Origin of the sequence: Paraburkholderia sp. J8-2, assembly GCF_905220195.1 — a bacterium.
GTDB lineage: Bacteria > Pseudomonadota > Gammaproteobacteria > Burkholderiales > Burkholderiaceae > Paraburkholderia.
On record NZ_CAJMZA010000012.1, the window covers coordinates 148,535 to 169,887 of the forward strand.

Consider the following 21,353-nt stretch of genomic DNA (forward strand, 5'->3'; position numbering starts at 1 on the left):
TTCCAGGCCGGCGCCTGGCTGACTCAAGCAACCTTTACGCGGCCAGCAGTGCCATAGTAGTCCGACTTCGCGCCGCCTCCGCCGCGAAATGTCCAGTCTGGCTAAAGGGCCATCGATCAGCAGCTTGCCAAGCCGCGCTTCAATGGTCCGAAGGATGTGCCCGCGCATACATGCGCAATGCGAGCCAGCACACCGCTGCCCCGAGGCCGCCCACCACGCCGCCGAACGAGCCGACCCACGACACGCCAAAGCCGTTGGCGATATGGTTGCCCAGCAGCGCGCCCGCGCCGATCCCCACGTTATAGAGCCCGGAATAGATCGAGACCGCGAGGTCCGTGGCTTCCGGCGCGAGTTTGAGCACCCATGCCTGCATCGCAAGGCCAAAAGAAACGATCGCGCCGCCCCAGACCAGCGTATGAACCGACAACGTGACGATGCTCAACGCAGCGGGAAACAGGACGAGCAAGCATACGCACACGGCAATCACAGCCGCTTGCAGGAATTGCGCAGGATCGCGCGGGTAAAGGCGATTGAAGCAAATGGCCGCTGGAATGCCTGCACCGCCAAACAGGATCAGGATATAGGTGATGCGCTGACTGCTTTCGTGACCCACGGTGTGAATGAACGGCTCGATATACGTATACGACGTGAAGTGCGCGGTCACGACGAGTATCGTCAGCAGATAAAGCGAGGCCAGCATCGGCTTTCTGAACAGCACGGGTACGCTGCTGAACGAGCCCGTTTGCTGGCTCGGCAAGGCGGGCAGCCACATGCGCAACATCAGCAGCGCAACCGCCGCCGCGCCCGCGATGACGAAGAAAGTCTGCCGCCAGCCCAGCGTCTCGCCAATCACGCGCCCAAGCGGAATGCCCGCCACCATGGCGATCGATGTGCCCATGCCGAGCATGGCGAGCGCACGGCTCTTGTTGCCGGGCGGCGCGAGCCTCACCACCAGCGAAACGGAGATCGACCAGAATATCGCGTGCGCAAATGCAATACCGACGCGGCCCACCATCAGCACCGTGAAATTCCACGCCACGCCGGTCACGATATGGCTGACGATGAAGAGCCCGAATATCCAGGTCAGCAGCTTGCGGCGTTCGACGTTGCGTGTGAGCAGCATCAAGGGCAGCGACGCCACGGCCACCGTCCACGCGTAGATCGTCAGCATGAGGCCGACGTCGGTCGGCTGCATGTTAAGGCTGTCGCCAATGGCACTCAGCAGCGCAACGGGCACGAACTCGGTCGTGTTGAAAATAAAGGCCGAAAGCGCCAGGACGAGCACGCCCCACCACGAGTGCCCGGAAGAGACCGGTTCAGGCGTCGACATACGAGAGATGCGGGAATCGATAAAGGGCAATTATCGCGTATCGCGCGTTTCAAGCTCTCCGAACCGTACAGTGCTTCTTCTGGCCCTCGCCGCAAGCCGCGCGGGCCAGCCCAGATCACTGACTTACGCGAACGGCCGCACGCCGGGCGCGCAGCCCGAACGCATAGGCGAGCACCGCCGAAACAAGCAGCGTGGCGCTGACGAAATACAGCCCCAGTGAATAGTCGCCGCTCAGGTCGCGCAACCGGCCAATCACCATCGGGCCGATCGTGCCGCCGATGAGGCTGCCCATCGCGTTGATGAGCGCAATGCCCGCGGCGGCAGCAGAGCCCGAGAGAAACTGCGTGGGCATGCTCCAGAGCGGCGGCTTCGCCGCGTTGATGCCGAAGTTCGCGATCGAGAGCCCGACGATCAGCACAATGACATTGGCGGCGTGACCGGACATCAGCATGCCGATGCCGGCCGCGAGACACGCAATCGCAACGTGCAGGCGGCGCTCGTTCGTGCGGTCCGAGTTGCGCGCCCAGAGCACCATCGTCACCACCGCGAACAGGTTCGGAATCGCGTTCACGACACCCAGTTCGAAGTAGCTGAAGCCGAAGCGGTGGATGATCATCGGCGCCCAGATGCCAATGGCGTAGAGTCCGGTCGACGTGCCCGCATAGACGAGCGCAAGCAGCAGCACGCGCGGGTCCTTCACTGCGCCCCACACGCTCGACTTGCTCTGTGCCGCTTTCGCTTCGCGCTCGCGCCGCATTTCGGCGCTCAGCCACTGGCGCTCGGCGGGCGCGAGCCACTGTGCGTCCTCGGGCCGGTCAGTCAAATAGAAGTACGAAACGATGCCGAGCAGCACGGTCGGCGCGCCTTCCACGAGGAAGAGCCACTGCCAGCCGTGCAGATGCGCCACGCCCTCCAGGTTCATGAGCGCGCCGGAAATGGGCGAGCCGATCATGTTCGAGAGCGGCGCGGCGGTCATGAACATGGCCGTGACGAATGCACGGTGGCGCGCGGGAAACCAGAAGCTCAGGTAAAGAATGATGCCTGGAAAGAAGCCCGCTTCAGCGAGACCGAGCACGAAACGCAGCGTATAAAAGCTGTACGGGCCCGTGACGAACGCCGTGGCTGCGGAAAGCAGACCCCATGCAACCATCAGCAGTGCGATCCATCTGCGCGCGCCAACGCGCTGCAACGCAAGGTTGGACGGCATGCCCGCCGCGATATAGCCGACGAAGAAAATCCCCGCGCCCACGCCGAACATGGCCTGCGTGAGCCCGATGTCGTGATTCATCGTAAGCCCCGCGAAGCCGACGTTCACGCGGTTCAAAAAACTCAGGAAATACAGGACGATGATGAACGGCGTGATGCGCCGTGAGACCTTGCGCACAACGCTGGGCTCCAGCGCGGCGGCGTCCTGCGGATGGACTGCGGCAATGCTCATGGGTTGTCTCCGTATGGGCGCACTTGCCGCGCATGGCGGTGAGTGCGCCCCTGTGCCGTTGCGCGCGATGCACGAACGGTCTGGTTATAGCAAGGGGATTAAGCGCGTTGCTGCTGCGCCGGCAGATCGATGCGGCACCACGGCTGCGTCGCCCAATGTTTCGCCTCGAAGGCGTCGATCGCTTCCTGCTGGCGCAGCGTCATACCGACCATGTCGAGCCCTTCCACGAGCATCTGCTTCTGCCGTGCCGGCAGCGAGAACGCATAGCGCTGCCCAGAAGGCGCGATCACCACTTCGTTGTCGACATCGATCGATACGTGTTTGTCGTCGCCGCTCGCGATCTCCGCGACCAGCGCCTCGACTTGTTCCGGCGGCAGCGTAACGAGCAGCAAGCGGTTGTTCGTCGAATTGAAGTAGAAAATCTCGCCATAGCTCGGCGCGATCACGGCTTCGAAACCCGCCTGCTGCAAGCCCCACACGGCATGTTCGCGGCTCGATCCGCAGCCGAAGTTCGAGCCCCCGATCAGCACCTTCGCGTCGCGATACTCAGGACGATTGAGCACGAAATCCTCACGCACGCGGCCATCGGCATCGAAACGCAAGTCGTACAGCAGCCCGCGCGCGAGCCCCGATTTGTCGATGCCGAGCAGAAACTGCTTGGGCATGATCTGGTCGGTGTCGAGGTTGTTGACGGGCAGTGGCGCGGCAACGCCCGAGATCGTGAACGGCTTAGCCATGTGCAAGCTCCTTGCGAATGTCGACGATGCGGCCCGCCAGCGCGGCGGCGGCGGCCATTGCGGGGCTCATCAAATGCGTTTTGCTGTCGCGCCCCTGGCGCCCTTCGAAATTGCGGTTCGTCGTCGAGGCGCAGCGCTCGCCTGGCGCTAGCACGTCGTCGTTCATCGCGAGGCACATCGAGCAGCCCGGCTGACGCCACTCGAACCCCGCGTCGATCAGCGTCTGCGCAATGCCTTCGCGCTCCGCCTGGTCGCGCACCATGCCCGAACCCGGCACGACCATCGCGCGCACCGTCGCGGCCACCTTGCGGCCGCGCACGACCTGGGCGACGGCGCGCAGGTCCTCGATGCGCGCATTCGTGCAGGAGCCGATGAACACGCGGTCGATTGGCGTGCCCTCGATCGGCGCGCCTGCGGCGAGGCCAATGTAATCGAGCGCCTTGTGCAGCGTCGCGGCGTCGAGACCCGCGCCTTCGGCCGCTTCGGGAATGCGGCCGTCCACCGGCACGGCCTGGTCAGGGCTCGTGCCCCATGTCACGTAGGGTGCAACGCGCGCGGCGTCGAAGCGATGCTCGATATCGAAATGCGCGTCGTCATCGGAGCGCAGTTTCGACCATGCGTTGCATGCGGCGTCGAGCGTCTTTGCATCGAGGTCGCGCACCTTGCTGGCCACGTAGTCGAGCGTCATGCGGTCGGGCGCGATCAGCGCGGCGCGCGCGCCCGCCTCCACGGTCATGTTGCACAGGGTCATGCGCGCCTCGGCGGAGAGCCCGGCAATGGCTTCGCCCGCATATTCCACGGCGTAGCCGCGTGCGCCCTGCGCGCCGATCTTCGCAATGATGTGCAGCACGAGATCCTTCGACGTCGTTCCCGGCGGCAGCGCGCCGTCCACGACGATGCGCATGTCCTTTGCGACGCGGTACACCAGCGTCTGCGTCGCCAACACGTGTTCGACTTCCGAGGTGCCGATGCCGAACCCGAGCGCGCCCAGTGCGCCGTAAGTCGTCGTGTGGCTATCGCCGCACAGCACGACCATGCCAGGACGAATCAGACCGATTTCGGGCGCGACCACATGCTCAATGCCCTGCATCGGGTCGTGGATATCGAACAGATGAATGCCCTGCTCCACGCAGTTGCGCGTGAAGTTCGCGGCCTGCTTCGCGGCGTCGACGATCTCGATCGTGCGCGCGGCCACGGGCACCGGCTTGCTGGGAATGACGTGATCGACCACGCCCATCTGCTGGCGCGGGCGGCGCACGCGCAGGCCCTTCTCATGCAAGCCCGCGAACGCTTGCGGGCTCGTGTACTCGTTCATGATGTGCAGATCGGCGTAGAGCAGAACGTGCTCGGCGTCGATGATCGATACGGTGTGCGAATCAACCAGTTTCCGGTAAAGCGTTTGTGAGGACATAATGAAGCCCGACTAAAAAATGACGATCGAATCAGCGCTGCAGAAAAGGCAGCACGCGTTCGAGGAGAAACTGGGGCGCTTCTTCCGCGATGTAGTGGCCACACGGCAGCGCCTCGCCGCTTACGTTCGCGTTCCAGCTACGCCACTCCGCCAGCGGATCGAAGCACTGGCCAACCGTGCCCTGCGCGCCCCACAGCGCGAGGAACGGGCACTCGATGCGCTTGCCCGCCGCCAGATCCGCGCGGTCGTGTTCGAGGTCGATCGTGATCGACGCTCGATAGTCCTCGCAGATTCCGTGTGCGGTTGCGGGGTCCGAAAGGCAGCGCCAATATTCCGCGTAGGCCTCGGGCGCGAAAGGCGCGAGCCCCGCGCTACGCGCGCCCATTGTCTGCTTCAAATACAGATCGGGGTCGGCGCGGATCAGCGTTTCCGGAAACAGCGCCGGGCGCACGAGAAAGAACCAGTGCCAGTAAGCACGCGCGAACTCGAACGACGTCTGTTCGTACATCGCGACCGTTGGCGCGACGTCGAGGGTCACGAGTTGCGTGACCACGTCCGGATGATCGATCGCCATGCGCGCGGCGACGCGGCCGCCCCGGTCATGGCCCATCACCGCAAACGAAGCGAAGCCGAGGCCGCGCATGAGCCCAACCTGATCGAGCGCCATGCGGCGCTTCGAATAGTTGGCGTGGTCGGACGTGCCCTGCGGTTTGCCGCTGTCACCGTAACCGCGCAGGTCGGCGGCAACGACCGTGAAGTGCTCCGCGAGCGTGGGCGCCACCTTGTGCCAGATGGCATGCGTTTGCGGATGGCCGTGCAGGAGCAGCAGCGCCGGGCCGCGTCCGCCCTTGATTGCGTGAATGCGGACGCCTTCAATGTCCGCCGACACGTTGGTGAAACCTTCGAACATGCTTGTCTCCCGAGGTTGCATGCAGTCTAATTGATGCCTTGGGCGATTGGGTTTCCGCAAAAGCAATCCGGTCGTAACTTTCAGGAACGAATCACGCACGGCAACGGGAGCGGCTCGATGGACGCGTTTTCCGATCTGAATCTCTTTGCGCTCGTGGCGCGCAACCGCAATCTGGCGGCGGCCGCGCGCGAACTGGGCGTCACGCCGCCCGCTGTGAGCAAGCGTCTCGCGCAACTGGAGCAGCGCCTGGGCGTGCGGCTCGTGAACCGCACCACACGGCGTCTTTCGCTCACGCCGGAAGGCGAGCTGTATCTCGCGAACGGCTCGCGCATCCTCGACGAACTCTCGGAGCTGGAGCAACTCGTCACGCGCAGCCGCGGCGAACCGGCCGGGCTGCTGCGCGTGAACGCGTCGTTCGGTTTTGGCCGCGCGCACGTCGCGCCCGCGGTATCCGCTTACGTCGAGCGGTTTCCCTCGATGAAAATCCAGCTGCAATTGACGGAGCGGCCGCTCAGCCTGCAGGAGGAAGGCTTCGATCTCGGCATTCGCTTCGGCGAGGTGCCCGACGCGCGCATCAATGCGCGTTTGCTGCTGAAAAATCAGCGCATCGTGTGCGCTTCGCCGGCGTATTTGAAACGGCATGGCAATCCATCGGCACCGCACGATCTGACACGCCACGCGTGCATCGTGCTGCGCGAAAACGACTCGGCATACGGCACCTGGCACTTTTCGCGCGGCAAGCGCACGGAAACCGTGAAGGTCGACGGCGCGCTCTCGAGCAACGACGGCAGCACCGTGCTGCGCTGGGCGCTCGACGGACGCGGCATTGTCGTGCGCTCGCAGTGGGAAATCGGCGAGCACATCGAGCGCGGCGAGCTCGTGCCTTTGCTTGCCGAATGGGCGCTGCCGAACGCCGATATTCATGCGATCTATCTAGAGCGCAACAAGCTTTCGGCGAAGCTGCGCAGTTTCGTCGAGTTTCTCGGCGACTATCTGCGCGATGCGGTTGGCGCGGAAATGCCTTAGCCACGCTGGGCCGCACACCCTCGCGTCGTCGATCAGGCGTTCTCTCTATACTCTTTCGCGTGCCTTGCGCCTCTTTCCATGAGGCTCAGGTTCGGGCACGTTCCACCTGCATTGCCCATCCCTGGACGCCGTCACGTACTGCCGCGCGAAACGCGACTGCGCGCGCATGCGCGCCGGCGTCTGTCTGCTTCGTGATGCTGTAGTTAGAAACTGGAGAGTTTCCAATGAGCACCTTCACCACCCGCGATGGCACGTCGATCTATTACAAGGACTGGGGCAGCGGGAAGCCCGTCGTTTTCTCCCACGGCTGGCCGCTCACGGCCGACGCCTGGGACGCCCAAATGCTCTTTCTCGTGCAAAACGGCTTTCGCACGATCGCGCACGACCGCCGCGGCCACGGCCGCTCCGAGCAGCCCGCCAAGGGCAACGACATGGACACGTGGGCCGACGACCTCGCAGACCTGCTCGACAAGCTCGACGTGAAGGACGCCACGCTCGTTGGCCACTCCACGGGCGGCGGCGAAGTCGCGCGCTATATTGGCCGCCACGGCACGAAGCGCGTGTCGGGCGCGGTGCTGATCGGCGCGGTGCCGCCCATCATGATCAAGAGCGAAAAGAATCCGGGCGGCCTGCCCAAAGATGTGTTCGACGGCATCCGCAAGGGCGTGATCGACGATCGCTCGCAGTTCTTCAAGGACCTGGCTGTGCCGTTCTACGGCTACAACCGCAGCGGCGCAAAAGTCTCGCAGGGCGTGATCGACTCGTTCTGGCAGCAGGGCATGTGGGGCGGCATCCTCGCGTTGCATGACTGCGTGCACGAGTTCTCCGAAGTCGATTACACGGAAGACCTCAAGAAGTTCGACGTGCCCACGCTGATCCTGCACGGCGACGACGACCAGATCGTGCCGATCGACGACGCCGGCAAGCTCTCCGCGAAAATCGTCAAGGACGCGACGCTCAAGATCTACCCGGGCGCCCCGCACGGCATGTGCACGACGCTGGCCGATCAGGTCAACGCCGACTTGCTCGCGTTCCTCAATCGCAAGTAATGTGGTGCGCGGCGTGCCCGCTTGATGTGCCCATTTAGCGCGCGCACGCCATAAGCGCCTCGACGTATTGCGCCTGCCACGCCGGATCCTGTGCGAACGCCGCGAGGTCCGCGTGCAGGTCATTCGCGTAGGCCGCAATACACGCGCGGTTGTTCGCCTCCACGGCACGCGGCATGTAAAGAATTGCCGCGACGACCGCTCCCACCGCCAGCGCGGCAATCGCCACGCCAATTGCCCAACGCCAGGCCTCCTCCGCCGTCCCTTTCAGCGCCGCTTCGCTCATCGTTCTTCTCCTTATTGATTAGCAAGACAATCATTGAGGTTTCAAAAAACGCGCGAACGCCTCAGGCGAGACCCTTGCGTATCTTGCGCATGCCGGTGACCGTCGACTCGAACAGGTCCGAGCCCACTTGCGCACGCAGGCGGCGCGCGACTTCGGCGCTCGCACCGTTGATCGGGCCGTCGAGCGCCGCGCCGCTCGTCGTGGGAAAGAGACCCCATTCGCGGGCGTCGGCCTCGCCCTGGCGGCGCTCGAGCAGGTCCTTCTCGCACAGGGTGTCCACGAGGCGCGTGGCCGTGGGCCGCGCAATGCCGAGCGTTTGCGCGACATCGCTCGCCAGGCACCCAGGCTTGGCCAGCACCACGCGCAGCACGAAGCCTTGCGCGGGCGTGAGGCCGAACGGCGCGTAAGCGGCGCTCCACTCGCGCTCGACGAGCCGCGCGAGTGCCGACGAATTGAAGTAAAGGCAATGATCGAACATGGAACGAATGAGACCACGAATTGATTAGCAAGGCAACCGTTATTGCGCGCTTGAGCGAGGCTGACGGAGCAAAATTCTTATATAAGACTCCCCGATTCACTTCTCTTTTCACAAGGGTCTTTACCAACTTGACACATTATCGAGGGTACGATCCACAAAACCTCGATGCGGTGCGCGAATCACCGGGATCACGCTGCAAAGCCTTATCCAATGGGGCTCCGGCGCGGAAACGTTTTCAGCGCGCAGCCGGCCAATCAAGGCAAACGCTCCGACTTTCTGGTCAATTAACATTGCGCAAGCACATTCCACGATATGAAATACATGCACTGTTGGCCCCCGGCCGGCTGCAAATTCAGGCAAAATCCAGGTGTTTCGCCGACTGCGCGCAGCCGGTGGTGTTATCACCCCGTTTTTGAACCCCGCCAAGAAGCCGATGAGTACCCAGCAACCCACCATCATCTATACCCTGACCGATGAAGCGCCGCTGCTCGCCACCAGCGCGTTTCTGCCGATCATCCGCACCTTCGCTGCGCCGGCCGGCGTGAACGTCGAGACCAGCGATATCTCCGTTGCGGGCCGTATCCTCGGCGAGTTCCCGGAATTCCTCACGGAAGACCAGCGCGTGCCGGACAATCTGGCCGAACTGGGCCGTCTCACGCAGTTGCCGGAAACGAACATCATCAAGCTGCCGAACATCAGCGCATCGGTGCCGCAGCTCGTCGCCGCGATCAAGGAACTCCAGGGCAAGGGCTACAAGGTCCCTGACTTCCCTGAAGATCCGAAGACCGACGAAGAAAAGTCCATCCAGAAGCGTTATTCGAAGTGCCTCGGCTCGGCCGTGAACCCGGTGCTGCGCGAAGGCAACTCGGACCGCCGCGCACCGCTCGCAGTGAAGAACTACGCGAAGAAGCACCCGCACAGCATGGGCGAGTGGAGCATGGCTTCGCGCACCCACGTCGCGCACATGAAGCACGGCGACTTCTACCACGGCGAAAAGTCGATCACGAACGACAAGGACCGTGAAGTCCGCATGGAGCTCGTGACGAAGGGCGGCGAGACCATCGTGCTCAAGCCGAAGGTCAAGCTGCAAGCCGGCGAGATCGTCGACAGCATGTTCATGAGCAAGAAGCACCTGCTGGCCTTCTACGAAGAGCAGATGGAAGACGCGCGCAAGACCGGCGTCATGCTCTCGCTGCACGTGAAGGCGACCATGATGAAGGTTTCGCACCCCATCGTGTTCGGCCACGCCGTGCGCACGTTCTACAAGGACGCGTTCGCGAAGCACGCCAAGCTGTTCGAACAGCTCGGCGTGAACGTCAACAACGGCCTCGTCGATCTCTACACGAAGATCGAAACGCTGCCGGAATCGCAGCGCGAAGAAGTCATTCGCGACATGCACGCTTGCCACGAGCACCGTCCGGCGCTCGCCATGGTCGACTCGGCCAAGGGCATCTCGAACCTGCACGCACCGAACGACGTGATCGTCGACGCTTCGATGCCGGCCATGATCCGCGCAGGCGGCAAGATGTGGGGCGCCGACGGCCGTCCGGCCGACACGAAGTGCCTGATTCCGGAAAGCACGTTCGCGCGCATCTACCAGGAAATCATCAACTTCTGCAAGACCAACGGCGCATTCGACCCGCGCACGATGGGCACGGTGCCGAACGTCGGCCTGATGGCGCAGAAGGCTGAAGAGTACGGTTCGCACGACAAGACGTTCGAGATCCCGCAAGACGGCACGGCGCGCATCGTCGATAACGCCACGGGCGAAGTCCTCGAAGCCCTCACGCAGCCCGTTGAGCAAGGCGACATCTGGCGTATGTGTCTCGTGAAGGACGCGCCGATCCGCGACTGGGTCAAGCTCGCCGTCACGCGCGCGAAGAACTCGAACACGCCGGCCGTGTTCTGGCTCGACCCGTACCGTCCGCACGAAAACGAAGTGATCAAGAAGGTCGAAACGTACCTGAAGGATTACGACACGAACGGCCTCGACATCCAGATCATGTCGCAAGTCCGTGCAATGCGTTACACGCTCGAGCGCGTGATCCGCGGTCTGGACACGATCTCGGTCACCGGCAACATCCTGCGCGACTACCTGACCGACCTGTTCCCGATCATGGAACTGGGCACCTCGGCGAAGATGCTCTCGATCGTTCCGCTGATGGCGGGTGGCGGCATGTACGAAACGGGTGCAGGCGGCTCGGCTCCGAAGCACGTGCAGCAGCTGGTTCAGGAAGACCACCTGCGCTGGGACTCGCTCGGCGAATTCCTCGCGCTGGCTGTGTCGCTGGAAGACCTCGGCATCAAGACGAACAACGCGCGCGCCAAGCTGCTCGCGAAAACGCTCGACGCCGCCACCGGCAAGCTGCTCGACAACAACAAGGGCCCGTCGCCGAAGACCGGCGAGCTGGACAACCGCGGCAGCCAGTTCTACCTCTCGATGTACTGGGCACAGGAACTGGCCGCGCAGAAGGACGACGCGGAACTCGCAGCGCAATTCGCACCGCTCGCGAAGGCACTGGCCGACAACGAGCAGACGATCGTTGCCGAGCTGGCTGCGGTTCAGGGCAAGCCGGTTGACATCGGCGGCTACTACAAGCCGGACTTCGTGAAGCTCGCTGAAGTCATGCGCCCGAGCACGACGTTCAACGCCGCACTCGCAGCTGTCGCGAAGTAATTGATGGAACCCTCCCCTGCGCTTGTCGCGGGGGACATTCCACCAAATGAATCGAGCCTCCCGATGTAATCGGGAGGCTCGATTTTTTTTGCCTTTCTACTGCGAGGCAAGCCACGCGGCCCGCCTCGCACTGAAGGCTTAGTCGTCCAGCAGCGAGAGGTCGCGCACGGCGCCCTTGTCCGCCGACATCACGAGCTTCGCATACGCCTTCAAAGCCGCCGACACCTTGCGCGGACGCGCCTTCGCCGGCTTCCAGCCTCGGGCGTTCTGCTCTTCGCGGCGGCGCGCGAGTTCCTCGTCCGAAACCAGCACGTTGATCGTGCGATTCGGAATATCGATGCGGATCTTGTCGCCGTCGCGCACGAGGCCGATCGCGCCGCCCGCTGCCGCTTCCGGCGAGCAGTGGCCGATCGACAGGCCCGAGGTGCCGCCCGAGAAGCGGCCGTCGGTCAGGAGCGCGCACGCCTTGCCGAGGCCCTTCGACTTGATGTAGCTCGTCGGGTAGAGCATTTCCTGCATGCCGGGGCCGCCCTTCGGGCCTTCATAGCGCACGATCACGACGTCGCCGGCCTTGACCTTGTCGGCGAGGATGTTTTCCACCGCCTCGTCCTGCGACTCGGTCACGTGAGCCGTGCCTTCGAACACGAGAATGCTGTCGTCCACGCCTGCCGTCTTCACGACGCAGCCGTCGAGCGCGATGTTGCCCGTCAGCACGGCCAGGCCGCCCTCCTTCGAGAACGCGTGCTCATACGAGCGGATGCAGCCTTCGGCGCGATCCGAGTCGAGGCTCGGCCAGCGCGTGTTCTGGCTGAACGCGACCTGGCTGGGAACGCCAGCCGGACCGGCCATGTAGAACGTCTTGACCGCGTCGTCCTCGGTGCGCTTGATATCCCACTGCTCGAGCGCGTCGCCGAGCGTCGGCGTGTGCACGGTCGGCACGTCGGTGTGCAGCTTGCCCGCGCGCTCCAGCTCGCCAAGGATCGCCATGATGCCGCCCGCGCGGTGCACGTCTTCGATGTGGTACTTGTTCGTGTTCGGCGCGACCTTGCACAGCTGCGGCACGACGCGCGAAAGGCGGTCGATGTCGGTCATGCCGAAGTCGATGCCCGCTTCCTGCGCAATGGCCAGCAAGTGGAGGATCGTGTTGGTCGAGCCGCCCATGGCGATGTCGAGCGTCATGGCGTTTTCGAACGCCTTGAAGCCCACCGAGCGCGGCAGCACGCGCTCGTCTTCCTGCTCGTAGTACTGGCGCGCGAGTTCGACGATGCGGCGGCCGGCGCGCTTGAAGAGCTGTTCGCGGTCCGCGTGCGTGGCGACCACGGTGCCGTTGCCCGGCAGCGAGAGGCCCAGCGCCTCGGTCAGACAGTTCATCGAGTTGGCCGTGAACATGCCCGAGCACGAACCGCAGGTCGGGCAGGCGGAGCGCTCGACTTCGGCCACTTCGGCGTCGGAGTACTTGGTATCCGCCGCGATCACCATGGCGTCGATCAGGTCGAGCTTCTTGACTTCGATAGCCTTCGTGACGGGGTTCGCGAGGCGCGTCTTGCCCGCTTCCATCGGGCCGCCCGAGACGAAGATCACGGGAATGTTCAGGCGCATGGCGGCCATGAGCATGCCCGGGGTGATCTTGTCGCAGTTCGAGATGCAGACCATGGCGTCGGCGCAGTGCGCGTTGACCATGTATTCCACCGAATCCGCGATGATGTCGCGGCTCGGCAATGAATACAGCATGCCGTCGTGGCCCATGGCGATGCCGTCATCGACGGCGATCGTGTTGAATTCCTTGGCTACGCCGCCCGCGGCTTCGATTTCGCGCGCAACGAGCTGGCCGAGGTCTTTCAGGTGCACATGGCCGGGAACGAACTGGGTGAACGAGTTGACGACAGCGATGATCGGCTTGGAGAAGTCTTCGTCTTTCATGCCGGTGGCGCGCCAGAGGGAGCGCGCACCTGCCATGTTGCGGCCGGCGGTGGAGGTTTTGGAACGGTATGCGGGCATTGTGGCTGTAGGAGAAAAATCGCAGAAAGGAAGCGGGCCACGGGAATAAAGGCCCCACGCATGCCCTTGCGAACAACCTCTTGAGCTGCGCTCTGGGCAGAACCCGTAATTATCCCACAGGCCTCGGCGCCGCGCTGTCCACGGCGGTTTTGGCGGTTTTTCTCGCTCCATCATTCGCGTTTTGCATGCCTGGACGCCTCCACATTTTTGGCGGCAGATGTCGAATGAATTCTGGCGGCGTATGGTGGCCATACAGCGTCGTGCAGACGCGCAAACTCAAGCACCTCGGGGGCAATATGAAACATTGGCAACACGCGCGGCGACGCGCGAATCTGGCCGTCACGGGCCTCGCGCTCGGACTCGTTGCGACAGGTACGGGTGTACACCTCTGGCTGCGCGCCGTGGCAGCCAGCAGCGGGGACCAGTCGGTTGCGGTCGGCGCGATTGTGCTGGGCGTCTTTACGGCGATCTACGCCGGACATGAAATCTGGCGCGCGAGGACGCGGTAGGGGCGGGTAAGTCACCGGCAGGTCCCTTCGCTCAGGGTTCCCGCACCTTGCACAAAGCGTGCGGCTGCACCAATACTCTGCGTCAGTCCCCGCGACGGAGAGACCCATGCCCATGCAGAACATCAAGCACGTCGTTGTCGTGATGTTCGAAAACCGTTCGTTTGACACGATGCTTGGCGGCTTGTACACGAACGGCAGCAGCCCCACGCATTTCCTCCCCGCCGCCAGCGCGGACCGGCCATTCGACGGCCTCAAGGCGGGCCTGAGCAACCCGACCCGGGCAGGCGGCACTATCGCCGCGACCACACCGGCCTCCACGGCCACGCTGCCCGACCCCGATCCGCAGGAAACGTTCGCAAACGTGCACATCCAGTTGTTCGGCAACGCCGCTGGGGCCGAGCCCATGTCCGGCTTCGTACAAGACTACGAAACGACCGCGACGACAGATGCGAGCCAGGTCATGCAGTGCCACAGCCCCGACCAGTTGAAGGTGCTCGCAACGCTCGCACGCGAATACGCCGTTTCGGACGCCTGGTTCGCGAGCGTGCCGAGCCAGACGTGGCCGAACCGCGCGTTTGCCCACGCGGGCACGTCGAACGGGCATGTCGACAACGGCGCCCCGCCCGATCCGTTCGACTGGCAGGTGCGCACCATCTTCAACGTGTTGAGTGACGTGGACATGAGCTGGGCCGTGTACAGCGCCGCGCTCGTCGCGCCGTCGCTCACGCTCACCATGTTCCCAACGTTATGGGATCCAAAATATAAAGCGAATTTTCAGCGCTTCGGCAACTTCGTCTCGGACTGCAAGAACAACACGCTGCCGCAATATTCGTTCATCGAGCCGCGCTTTCTGCTCGATCCCAACGACCAGCACCCGCCACACGACGTCTATGCGGGCGAAAGCTTCCTCTACGACATCTGGCATGCGTTGAGCACCTCGCCCGCATGGCCCGAAACGCTGCTCGTGATCACTTACGACGAGCACGGCGGCACTTACGATCACGTCCTGCCACCCGCCAACGCCGTGGCGCCCGATACCGCAAGCAACCCCGGAGACCAGAACTTCGCCTTCGACAGCTTTGGCGTGCGCGTGCCAGCGGTCGTGGTTTCGCCCTATATCGCACCGGGCACGGTATTTCGCTCGCCCAGCGCCACGCCTTACGACCACACGTCGATTCTCGCCACGCTGCGCGACTGGCTCGACATCGCCTCCGCCGACATGCTCGCGAGCAAGCGCGTGGCGGCCGCGCCCACGCTGGCGCCGTTGCTCACGCTGGACACGCCGCGCACGGACTTGCCAGCCATCGCCGCGCCGCCTGCCTCCGGCTTTATTGCGACCAACCTCGCCCGCCCGCTGAACGACCTGCAAAAGAGTCTCGTAAGCGGCACGGCACGGCGCACCGGGCTCGACCCGGCGGCCACGCTCGGCGCGATGAGCACTCGCCAGCACGCGGTGGACTTCTTCCACAACCTGCTTTCGTCCGGACAATCCTGAGCGGATCAACGAACCGAAAGGGGCATGCGACGCATGCCTCAGGCTTCGCCCAGCCCCTCCTGCGCAATCAACCCGAACAGCACGTCCGAAAACGCGTTGGCGGCGAGCGTGCTCGATGCGTGCCGCCGCTTGAGGAGCGCAACCGTGCGCTGCGGCAACGCCGGCATGACGGGCAGCGTGACGAGCCCGCGATGCTCGCGCAGCACCGCCGATGGCAAGAGCGTGGCGAGCGTGCCGTCCTTCACGAGCTTGAGCACCGTGCCCACCGAGTTGGCCTGCAGCATGACGCGCGGAATCAACTGATGCGCGCGGAAATACGCATCGGCGAAACGTCGCACCACGAAGTCCGGGCTCAGCAGTGCAAGCGGCATCGCCGCAAGCTGGTCAGCCGTCACCTCGGCGCGGCGCCGCGCGAGCGGATGGCGCGTGGCCACAAGCAGCGCCATGTGCTCGGCAAAGAGCGGACGCACTTCGATTTCATCGGAGCGCACGTCCGTGAAGCCAATGCCGAGATCGATTTCGTCACGCTCGAGTCCCCCTTCGATGTCTTCCAGCGGCCGCTCGCTCACGTCGAGCGCGATAGCCGGATGCGCTTCGCGAAAACTGCGCAGCGCGGGGCCGATCAGATATTCCGCGAAAGTGGGGGTATAGGCGAGCCGCAGCAGGCCGCGCGTGAGGTCGCGCACGTCGTGCAGCGCACGCTTGCCCGCGTCGAGATGCGCGAGCGCCTGGCGCGCGTGGTCGATATACACGCGCCCGAATTCGGTGAGGCTGATGGCCCGGCCGCTGCGATCGAACAGCGCCCCGCCAAGCTCGTTTTCCAGTTGGCGGATCTGCTGTGAGAGCGCCGGCTGCGAAACGTGCAGCACTTCGGCTGCGCGCGTGAAATTCTTCAACTCCGCCACGGTGAGCACGTAGCGTATCGAGCGAAGCATCAAGATGGCTTGCCTCCCGAATGTCTCCGGATTCTTTTCATAAGGTGCGCTTATCGCGACGATCCAAATATCGTCTTGGACGTGAGCGCGCGCCCTGCGCAAAATAGTTTGCGATGGCGGCGATCCCGTGCGCATGGCGCGCGGCATCGCTTGCCGCACACCATTCTACCGGGGAGCAAACGGATGTTCGAGTCGATCTCGATGAGCGTGGCGGCGGTGTTCGCAGGCTCGTGCCTGACGTTTCTCATCGCCGTCCTGCTGCCCGAACCCGTTGCGGCCAAAGGCGCCGAGGGCGGCCTTTATGCCGGGCTCGGCAATGAAGATGAAAGTTTCGTGCGCGCGAGCCAGGCGCGCACGCGGCGCTTTCGCGCGCTGAAAACGTGGCGCGCGGGCGGCCGCCGTTCGCCGGGCACGACGGTAGTCGCGTGTTGCCCCGTCAATAGACGTCGCGCACGTAGCGTTTGTCCCGCCCGAGCGCACTGACATAGTCGTGCGCGGCCTCGGCGCTCATGCCGCCATGGGCCGCCACCACGTCCCGGAGCGCCGCATCCACATCCTTCGCCATGCGGCTCGCATCGCCGCACACGTAGAGGTGTGCCCCTTCCTGCAGCCACGCCCATAGCTGCGCGCCCTGCTCGCGCATACGATCCTGCACGTACACCTTCTCGGTCTGGTCGCGCGAGAACGCGAGATCGAGGCGGTCGAGGTGGCCGTCCTTGCGCATTTGCTCCAGTTCGTCGCGATAGTAGAAGTCGGTGGCTGCGTGCTGCTCGCCGAAAAAGAGCCAGTTGCGGCCCGTATCGCCACGCGCCTGCCGCTCGTGCAGGAATGCGCGGAACGGGGCGACACCGGTGCCGGGGCCGACCATGATCATCGGCGCGTCGCCATTACGCGGTGGCCGGAAATGCGTGCTTTTCTGCACGAACACGGGCACGCTGCCCTCGTGCGCGCGGTCGGCGAGGAAGGTCGACGCCACGCCCTTGCGCTCGCGGCGGCCGTTGTTATAGCGCACGGCCGATACGGTCAGATGCACCTCGCCCGCGTGCGCCTTCGGGCTCGACGAAATCGAATAGAGCCGCGGCTGCAGGCGTTTGAGCATGCCGAGCAGTTCCGGCGCGGTCATGTCGACGGGGTATTCGTGCAGCACGTCGGCGAGCTGCTGGCCCCAGAGCCAGTTGCGCAGATCGCCCTTGCGCGCCTCGTCCAGCATCTCGGCCAGACCGCGCGAGCGCGTGCGGGAAGCAATGAACGCAAGCGCATCGGGGCTCGGGCGCGCGATCTCGTAGTGCTTGCTGAGCGCCTCGCCAAGGCGCATCTCGCCCTGGCCGCTCACGGCAACCGACGTGTCGGCGGCGAGGCGCGTGAGGCCCAGCAATTCGTCCACGAGCGCGGGGCAATTGGTCGGCCACACGCCGAGCGCATCGCCCGCTTCATAGTCGAGGCCCGCCTCGCCCGTTGCAAGCGAGAAGTAGCGCGTATCCTTCGTCGCGCCCTTCATGTTCAGGCGCACGTTGCTCAGGAGCTTCGAGGCGGCCGGGCGCGCTTTGGTCGCCGCGCATCCTGGCAGCACCTCGGGAATCGAACCATCGGCAGGCACGGCGTGCAGCGCCGCATCTTCCTGCTTGATACGCACGACGATCCGATCGAGCCATGCGTCTGCGGCGCTCTGGTACTCGCTGTCGCAATCCACCCGCTCCATGAGGCGCGTGGCGCCCAGCGCTTCGAGGCGCGCGTCGAGCTTGCGGCCGTGACCGCAAAACGCGTCGTAGTTGCGGTCGCCCAAGGCGAGCACCGAGAAGCGCAGCGATGCAAGACGCGGCGCATTCTCCGCCGCGAGCGCGCTCCAGAACGCCTCGCCATTGTCCGGCGCGTCGCCGTCGCCGAAGGTGCTCGTCATCAGGAGTGCGTACTGTGCTTTTTCGAGACTGGCAAGCGGGTAATCGGCCATGCTGGCCGTGCGGATCTCGAAGCCCGATTCCATGAGCTGCGTGGCGTACTGCTCGACGAGTGATTCGACATTGCCCGTTTGCGAGGCCCACAGCAACACGACCTTCGGGCGCGTGTGCGCAATGCGCACACCATGCGGCTTTTCTTCAGGAGCGGCCGGCACGGCGAGCGAAGCCGTACGCGCGCCAGGCTCGCCGCGGCTGAACAAGCCCGCCAGCAGCCCGTCCAGCCATACGCGCGTGCCGGCCGGAAAGGGGGCATGCGCGGGCAGCACGGGCACGCCAACGGGCTCGGCTGCCCTCAACGAACGCAGGCCGCCGACAAAGCCCGAGAGGTACTGGCGCTCTGCGTCGCTCAGTTGTGGCGCGGCGATGTCGTCGAGACCGAGTAGCTGAGAAAAGGCATCGATACGGGACATGTCGAGTTCCTGAAACGGGTTGACGGCTTGCGGCGGGCTCGCGTCGAGCGTGGCCGCATCGGCAAAGGCATCGGCGGCATCCGGCGTGCGCTCGCTCTCGCGCGGCGCAGATTGCGGACCGACGCGCGAGAGCGCCACCGCGCAGAATTTCAATTCGGGCTGCTGGGAAATGGGGTCAACCGCATCGCTCGTGAGCGCGTTCACGCAGAGTTCCTCGCCATACACGTCGTTCCAGTGCATGGGCGCGAAACAGTTGCCGGGGCGCACGCGCTCCGTCACGACGGCAGGCAGCACCACCCGCCCGCGGCGCGAACGCACTTCCACGCGATCCTTCGCGGCAATGCCGAGCGCGGCGGCGTCTTCCGGGTGAATCTCGACGAAGGGGCCCGGGTTGAGCTTGTTGAGCATCGGCACCTTGCCGGTCTTCGTCATGGTGTGCCACTGATGCTGTAACCGGCCCGTGTTGAACACGACCGGATACGTGCCATCCGGCAGTTCGGCGGGCGCGACATGCGGGCGCGCGAAGAACACACCCTTGCCGTGGGGCGTTGCGAAAGCGATGCGAGGGCGCGTGCCGTCTGCGTTTTCCTTCAGCGTCTGGCTCACGCCATCGTTCACATAGCGCAGCGGGTTGCGATCGCTCGCGGCATCCGGCGCGATGGGCCACTGCAGCGGCGTTTCGCGCAGCTTCGCATGGCTCGCGCCGCGCAGGTCATAGCCCGTCTTCGGGTTCGAGAACCGCGTGATTTCGTCGAATACCTCGGCGGCGCTCTGGTAGCTGAACGCGTGCGCAAAACCCATCTCGCAGGCCACGCGCGCGATGATCTGCCAGTCGGGCAGCGCTTCGCCTGGCGCTTCGACGGCTTGCTGCATGAGCGTCATGTTGCGCTCGGAGTTGATCATCACGCCCTCGGCCTCGGCCCAGAGCGCACCGGGCAGCAGCACGTCGGCGTATTGATTCGTTTCGGTGTCCAGAAAAGCGTCCTGGGCGATCACCAGTTCGGCGGCTTTCAGGCCAGCCACCACCGTCTGCCGGTTTGCGACGCTCGCAACGGGATTCGTGCAGATGATCCAGCACGCCTTGATCTCGCCCGCCGCCATGCGCGAGAACATGTCGATGGTGCCGCCGCCCACTTTCACGGGCAGCGTGCCGGGCGCCACACCCCACGCCGCTTCCACGAATGCGCGGTCGTCTTGCGCGAGCACCGTGCGCTGGCCGGGCAGGCCCGGCCCCATATAGCCCATTTCACGCCCGCCCATGGCGTTAGGCTGCCCCGTGAGCGAGAACGGGCCGCTGCCGGGGCGGCAAATCTTGCCCGTCGCCAGATGCAGGTTGCAGATCGCGTTCGTGCTCCACGTGCCATGCGTGCTCTGGTTCAGGCCCATGGTCCAGCAGCTCATCCACTCGGGCGCTTCGCCTATCATCTGTGCCGCGCGGAGAATGTCGTCAACGGCCAGGCCCGTGATTTCCGCGACCTTCTGCGGCGTGTAGTCGTCGAGGAACGCGGGCAGTGCGTCCCATCCTTCGGTGTACTGTTCAATGAAGTCTGCGTCGGTGTGACCGTTCTTGTGCAGCAGCTGCAGCAAGCCATTGAGCAGCGCGAGGTCGGTGCCCGGCGCGATCTGCAGAAAGAGCGAAGCCTTGTCTGCGGTCGCCGTGCGACGCGGGTCCACCACAATGAGTTTCGCGCCCGCTTTCACGCGGTCCATCATGCGCAGGAACAGGATGGGATGGCAGTCCGCCATGTTCGCGCCGATCACGAAGAACAGGTCTGCCTTATCGAAGTCCTGATACGAGCCCGGGGGGCCGTCCGCGCCCAGCGAAAGCTTGTAGCCGCTGCCTGCGCTCGCCATGCACAGACGCGAGTTCGATTCGATATTGTTGGTGCGCACAAAGCCCTTGGCGAGCTTGTTCACGAGATACTGCGCCTCGATCGACATTTGCCCCGATACGTAGAACGACAGTGCGTCGGGACCGTGCGCGTCGAGCGTCGCGCGCAGGCGGCGCGCGGTATCGGCGATCGCCTGCGCGAGCGGCAGCGGCACCGGGTCCTCGTCGCGCGCATGGCGCACGAAGGCACGCTCGAGACGCCCCGACTTGCGCAGCGCCACGTGCGCCGAGGAACCCTTCGTGCAGAGGCGGCCGAAGTTGGTCGGATGCTCGGCGTCGCCGGAGATCTTCGCGACCTGACCGTCCTCGACGTGCAGGATCATCCCGCAGCCTACGCCGCAGTACGGGCAAACGCTTTTTACGCTCTCGCTGCTCATGCGGTCGATCGATATCAGCTTGAAACAGATTCAGGGTGCGCGGCGCTACGTGCGCGCCGCGCCTTCGTCATGTCAGGCGGCAACCCAGACCTGACCGTTTTCCACGCGTGCGGCAAACGCGTTGACCGAATGCTGGGGCGCTTCGATACATTCGCCAGTGGCCAGATCGAAGTGATGCTTGTAGATCGGCGAAGCGACTACGACACGCTCACCAAAACTGCCGACGAGTCCGCGCGAAAGCACCGCGGCATGCGAGTTCGGGTCGTAGTTGCCGATGGCGTACACGCGCGCGCCGCCGTCGTCGACATGGAACACAGCGACCTGCTCGCCCTTCACGAGCGCACACACGCCGGTGTTCGGCACGATATCGTCGAGCGTGCAGACGGGAACCCAGTCGCCTTGCCTAAGTTCGTTGCTCATTTCGTACTCCTCGGTTCGATAAAA

General features: G+C 64.4%; 17 protein-coding genes. 6 read left to right on the top strand and 11 right to left on the bottom strand.

Features of this window, described 5'->3' with window-relative positions; all coding sequences use genetic code 11:
• Nucleotides 1–139: 139 nt before the first annotated feature.
• The 5 genes from U5A52_RS24710 to U5A52_RS24730 form a co-directional block, all read right to left on the bottom strand.
• Nucleotides 140–1,330, bottom strand: a complete 1,191-nt coding sequence (locus U5A52_RS24710; protein ID WP_321936576.1) for a sugar transporter — start codon at nucleotides 1,328–1,330, stop codon at nucleotides 140–142.
• A gap of 115 nt (nucleotides 1,331–1,445) precedes the next feature.
• A complete protein-coding gene (locus U5A52_RS24715; protein ID WP_321936577.1) occupies nucleotides 1,446–2,768 on the bottom strand; it encodes an MFS transporter in 1,323 nt (440 codons plus the stop codon).
• A gap of 98 nt (nucleotides 2,769–2,866) precedes the next feature.
• A complete protein-coding gene (leuD, locus tag U5A52_RS24720) occupies nucleotides 2,867–3,505 on the bottom strand; it encodes a 3-isopropylmalate dehydratase small subunit (protein ID WP_321936578.1) in 639 nt (212 codons plus the stop codon).
• Complete coding sequence (gene leuC / locus U5A52_RS24725; protein ID WP_321936579.1) at nucleotides 3,498–4,916, bottom strand: 3-isopropylmalate dehydratase large subunit; 1,419 nt, start codon at nucleotides 4,914–4,916, stop codon at nucleotides 3,498–3,500. Before leuC ends, leuD begins: the two co-directional genes overlap by 8 nt.
• Nucleotides 4,917–4,947: 31 nt before the next feature.
• A complete protein-coding gene (locus U5A52_RS24730; RefSeq protein WP_321936580.1) occupies nucleotides 4,948–5,826 on the bottom strand; it encodes an alpha/beta hydrolase in 879 nt (292 codons plus the stop codon).
• A 117-nt stretch (nucleotides 5,827–5,943) separates the two neighbouring features.
• On the opposite strand from U5A52_RS24730, the gene U5A52_RS24735 reads away from it, so the two are divergent.
• Both U5A52_RS24735 and U5A52_RS24740 read left to right on the top strand, forming a co-directional pair.
• Complete coding sequence (locus U5A52_RS24735) at nucleotides 5,944–6,852, top strand: LysR family transcriptional regulator (protein ID WP_321936581.1); 909 nt, start codon at nucleotides 5,944–5,946, stop codon at nucleotides 6,850–6,852.
• Between the two features lie 224 nt (nucleotides 6,853–7,076).
• The gene (locus tag U5A52_RS24740; RefSeq protein ID WP_321910316.1) at nucleotides 7,077–7,901 is read left to right on the top strand and encodes an alpha/beta hydrolase; all 825 of its coding nucleotides are present in this window, start codon (nucleotides 7,077–7,079) and stop codon (nucleotides 7,899–7,901) included.
• Between the two features lie 34 nt (nucleotides 7,902–7,935).
• Here the strand turns inward: U5A52_RS24740 and U5A52_RS24745 are convergent, their stop codons facing one another.
• Complete coding sequence (locus tag U5A52_RS24745) at nucleotides 7,936–8,184, bottom strand: hypothetical protein (RefSeq protein ID WP_321936582.1); 249 nt, start codon at nucleotides 8,182–8,184, stop codon at nucleotides 7,936–7,938.
• Between the two features lie 61 nt (nucleotides 8,185–8,245).
• Complete coding sequence (locus tag U5A52_RS24750; RefSeq protein ID WP_321936583.1) at nucleotides 8,246–8,662, bottom strand: MarR family winged helix-turn-helix transcriptional regulator; 417 nt, start codon at nucleotides 8,660–8,662, stop codon at nucleotides 8,246–8,248.
• A gap of 433 nt (nucleotides 8,663–9,095) precedes the next feature.
• On the opposite strand from U5A52_RS24750, the gene U5A52_RS24755 reads away from it, so the two are divergent.
• Nucleotides 9,096–11,339: an NADP-dependent isocitrate dehydrogenase gene (locus tag U5A52_RS24755; protein WP_321910322.1), complete on the top strand. Its 2,244-nt coding sequence runs from the start codon at nucleotides 9,096–9,098 to the stop codon at nucleotides 11,337–11,339.
• Nucleotides 11,340–11,477: 138 nt separating this feature from the next.
• On the opposite strand, the gene ilvD is transcribed toward U5A52_RS24755, so the two are convergent.
• Nucleotides 11,478–13,337, bottom strand: coding sequence for a dihydroxy-acid dehydratase (gene ilvD, locus U5A52_RS24760; RefSeq protein ID WP_321936584.1), 1,860 nt, complete (start codon nucleotides 13,335–13,337; stop codon nucleotides 11,478–11,480).
• A 296-nt stretch (nucleotides 13,338–13,633) separates the two neighbouring features.
• Here ilvD and U5A52_RS24765 point away from each other — a divergent pair, with 296 nt between their 5' ends.
• Both U5A52_RS24765 and U5A52_RS24770 read left to right on the top strand, forming a co-directional pair.
• The gene (locus U5A52_RS24765; protein ID WP_321910326.1) at nucleotides 13,634–13,846 is read left to right on the top strand and encodes a hypothetical protein; all 213 of its coding nucleotides are present in this window, start codon (nucleotides 13,634–13,636) and stop codon (nucleotides 13,844–13,846) included.
• A gap of 106 nt (nucleotides 13,847–13,952) precedes the next feature.
• Complete coding sequence (locus U5A52_RS24770) at nucleotides 13,953–15,341, top strand: alkaline phosphatase family protein (protein WP_321936585.1); 1,389 nt, start codon at nucleotides 13,953–13,955, stop codon at nucleotides 15,339–15,341.
• 38 nt (nucleotides 15,342–15,379) lie between these two features.
• On the opposite strand, the gene cynR is transcribed toward U5A52_RS24770, so the two are convergent.
• Nucleotides 15,380–16,276, bottom strand: a complete 897-nt coding sequence (gene cynR / locus U5A52_RS24775) for a transcriptional regulator CynR (RefSeq protein WP_321910331.1) — start codon at nucleotides 16,274–16,276, stop codon at nucleotides 15,380–15,382.
• A gap of 183 nt (nucleotides 16,277–16,459) precedes the next feature.
• On the opposite strand from cynR, the gene U5A52_RS24780 reads away from it, so the two are divergent.
• Nucleotides 16,460–16,759: a hypothetical protein gene (locus U5A52_RS24780; protein ID WP_321936586.1), complete on the top strand. Its 300-nt coding sequence runs from the start codon at nucleotides 16,460–16,462 to the stop codon at nucleotides 16,757–16,759.
• On the opposite strand, the gene U5A52_RS24785 is transcribed toward U5A52_RS24780, so the two are convergent.
• Both U5A52_RS24785 and nirD read right to left on the bottom strand, forming a co-directional pair.
• Nucleotides 16,713–20,909, bottom strand: a complete 4,197-nt coding sequence (locus U5A52_RS24785) for a sulfite reductase subunit alpha (protein ID WP_321936587.1) — start codon at nucleotides 20,907–20,909, stop codon at nucleotides 16,713–16,715. The two genes, U5A52_RS24780 and U5A52_RS24785, sit on opposite strands and share 47 nt — an antisense overlap.
• A gap of 72 nt (nucleotides 20,910–20,981) precedes the next feature.
• On the bottom strand, nucleotides 20,982–21,329 hold the full coding sequence (gene nirD / locus U5A52_RS24790) for a nitrite reductase small subunit NirD (protein ID WP_321910337.1): 348 nt from the start codon (nucleotides 21,327–21,329) through the stop codon (nucleotides 20,982–20,984).
• Between the last annotated feature and the right edge of the window lie 24 nt (nucleotides 21,330–21,353).

Excerpts from the sequence above, each read along its gene's own strand:
- U5A52_RS24710 (WP_321936576.1), bottom strand. The coding sequence starts at position 1,330 with ATGTCGACGCCTGAACCGGTCTCTTCCGGGCACTCGTGGTGGGGCGTG.
- U5A52_RS24715 (WP_321936577.1), bottom strand. The coding sequence starts at position 2,768 with ATGAGCATTGCCGCAGTCCATCCGCAGGACGCCGCCGCGCTGGAGCCC.
- leuD (WP_321936578.1), bottom strand. The coding sequence starts at position 3,505 with ATGGCTAAGCCGTTCACGATCTCGGGCGTTGCCGCGCCACTGCCCGTC.
- leuC (WP_321936579.1), bottom strand. The coding sequence starts at position 4,916 with ATGTCCTCACAAACGCTTTACCGGAAACTGGTTGATTCGCACACCGTA.
- U5A52_RS24730 (WP_321936580.1), bottom strand. The coding sequence starts at position 5,826 with ATGTTCGAAGGTTTCACCAACGTGTCGGCGGACATTGAAGGCGTCCGC.
- U5A52_RS24735 (WP_321936581.1), top strand. The coding sequence starts at position 5,944 with ATGGACGCGTTTTCCGATCTGAATCTCTTTGCGCTCGTGGCGCGCAAC.
- U5A52_RS24740 (WP_321910316.1), top strand. The coding sequence starts at position 7,077 with ATGAGCACCTTCACCACCCGCGATGGCACGTCGATCTATTACAAGGAC.
- U5A52_RS24745 (WP_321936582.1), bottom strand. The coding sequence starts at position 8,184 with ATGAGCGAAGCGGCGCTGAAAGGGACGGCGGAGGAGGCCTGGCGTTGG.
- U5A52_RS24750 (WP_321936583.1), bottom strand. The coding sequence starts at position 8,662 with ATGTTCGATCATTGCCTTTACTTCAATTCGTCGGCACTCGCGCGGCTC.
- U5A52_RS24755 (WP_321910322.1), top strand. The coding sequence starts at position 9,096 with ATGAGTACCCAGCAACCCACCATCATCTATACCCTGACCGATGAAGCG.
- ilvD (WP_321936584.1), bottom strand. The coding sequence starts at position 13,337 with ATGCCCGCATACCGTTCCAAAACCTCCACCGCCGGCCGCAACATGGCA.
- U5A52_RS24765 (WP_321910326.1), top strand. The coding sequence starts at position 13,634 with ATGAAACATTGGCAACACGCGCGGCGACGCGCGAATCTGGCCGTCACG.
- U5A52_RS24770 (WP_321936585.1), top strand. The coding sequence starts at position 13,953 with ATGCCCATGCAGAACATCAAGCACGTCGTTGTCGTGATGTTCGAAAAC.
- cynR (WP_321910331.1), bottom strand. The coding sequence starts at position 16,276 with ATGCTTCGCTCGATACGCTACGTGCTCACCGTGGCGGAGTTGAAGAAT.
- U5A52_RS24780 (WP_321936586.1), top strand. The coding sequence starts at position 16,460 with ATGTTCGAGTCGATCTCGATGAGCGTGGCGGCGGTGTTCGCAGGCTCG.
- U5A52_RS24785 (WP_321936587.1), bottom strand. The coding sequence starts at position 20,909 with ATGAGCAGCGAGAGCGTAAAAAGCGTTTGCCCGTACTGCGGCGTAGGC.
- nirD (WP_321910337.1), bottom strand. The coding sequence starts at position 21,329 with ATGAGCAACGAACTTAGGCAAGGCGACTGGGTTCCCGTCTGCACGCTC.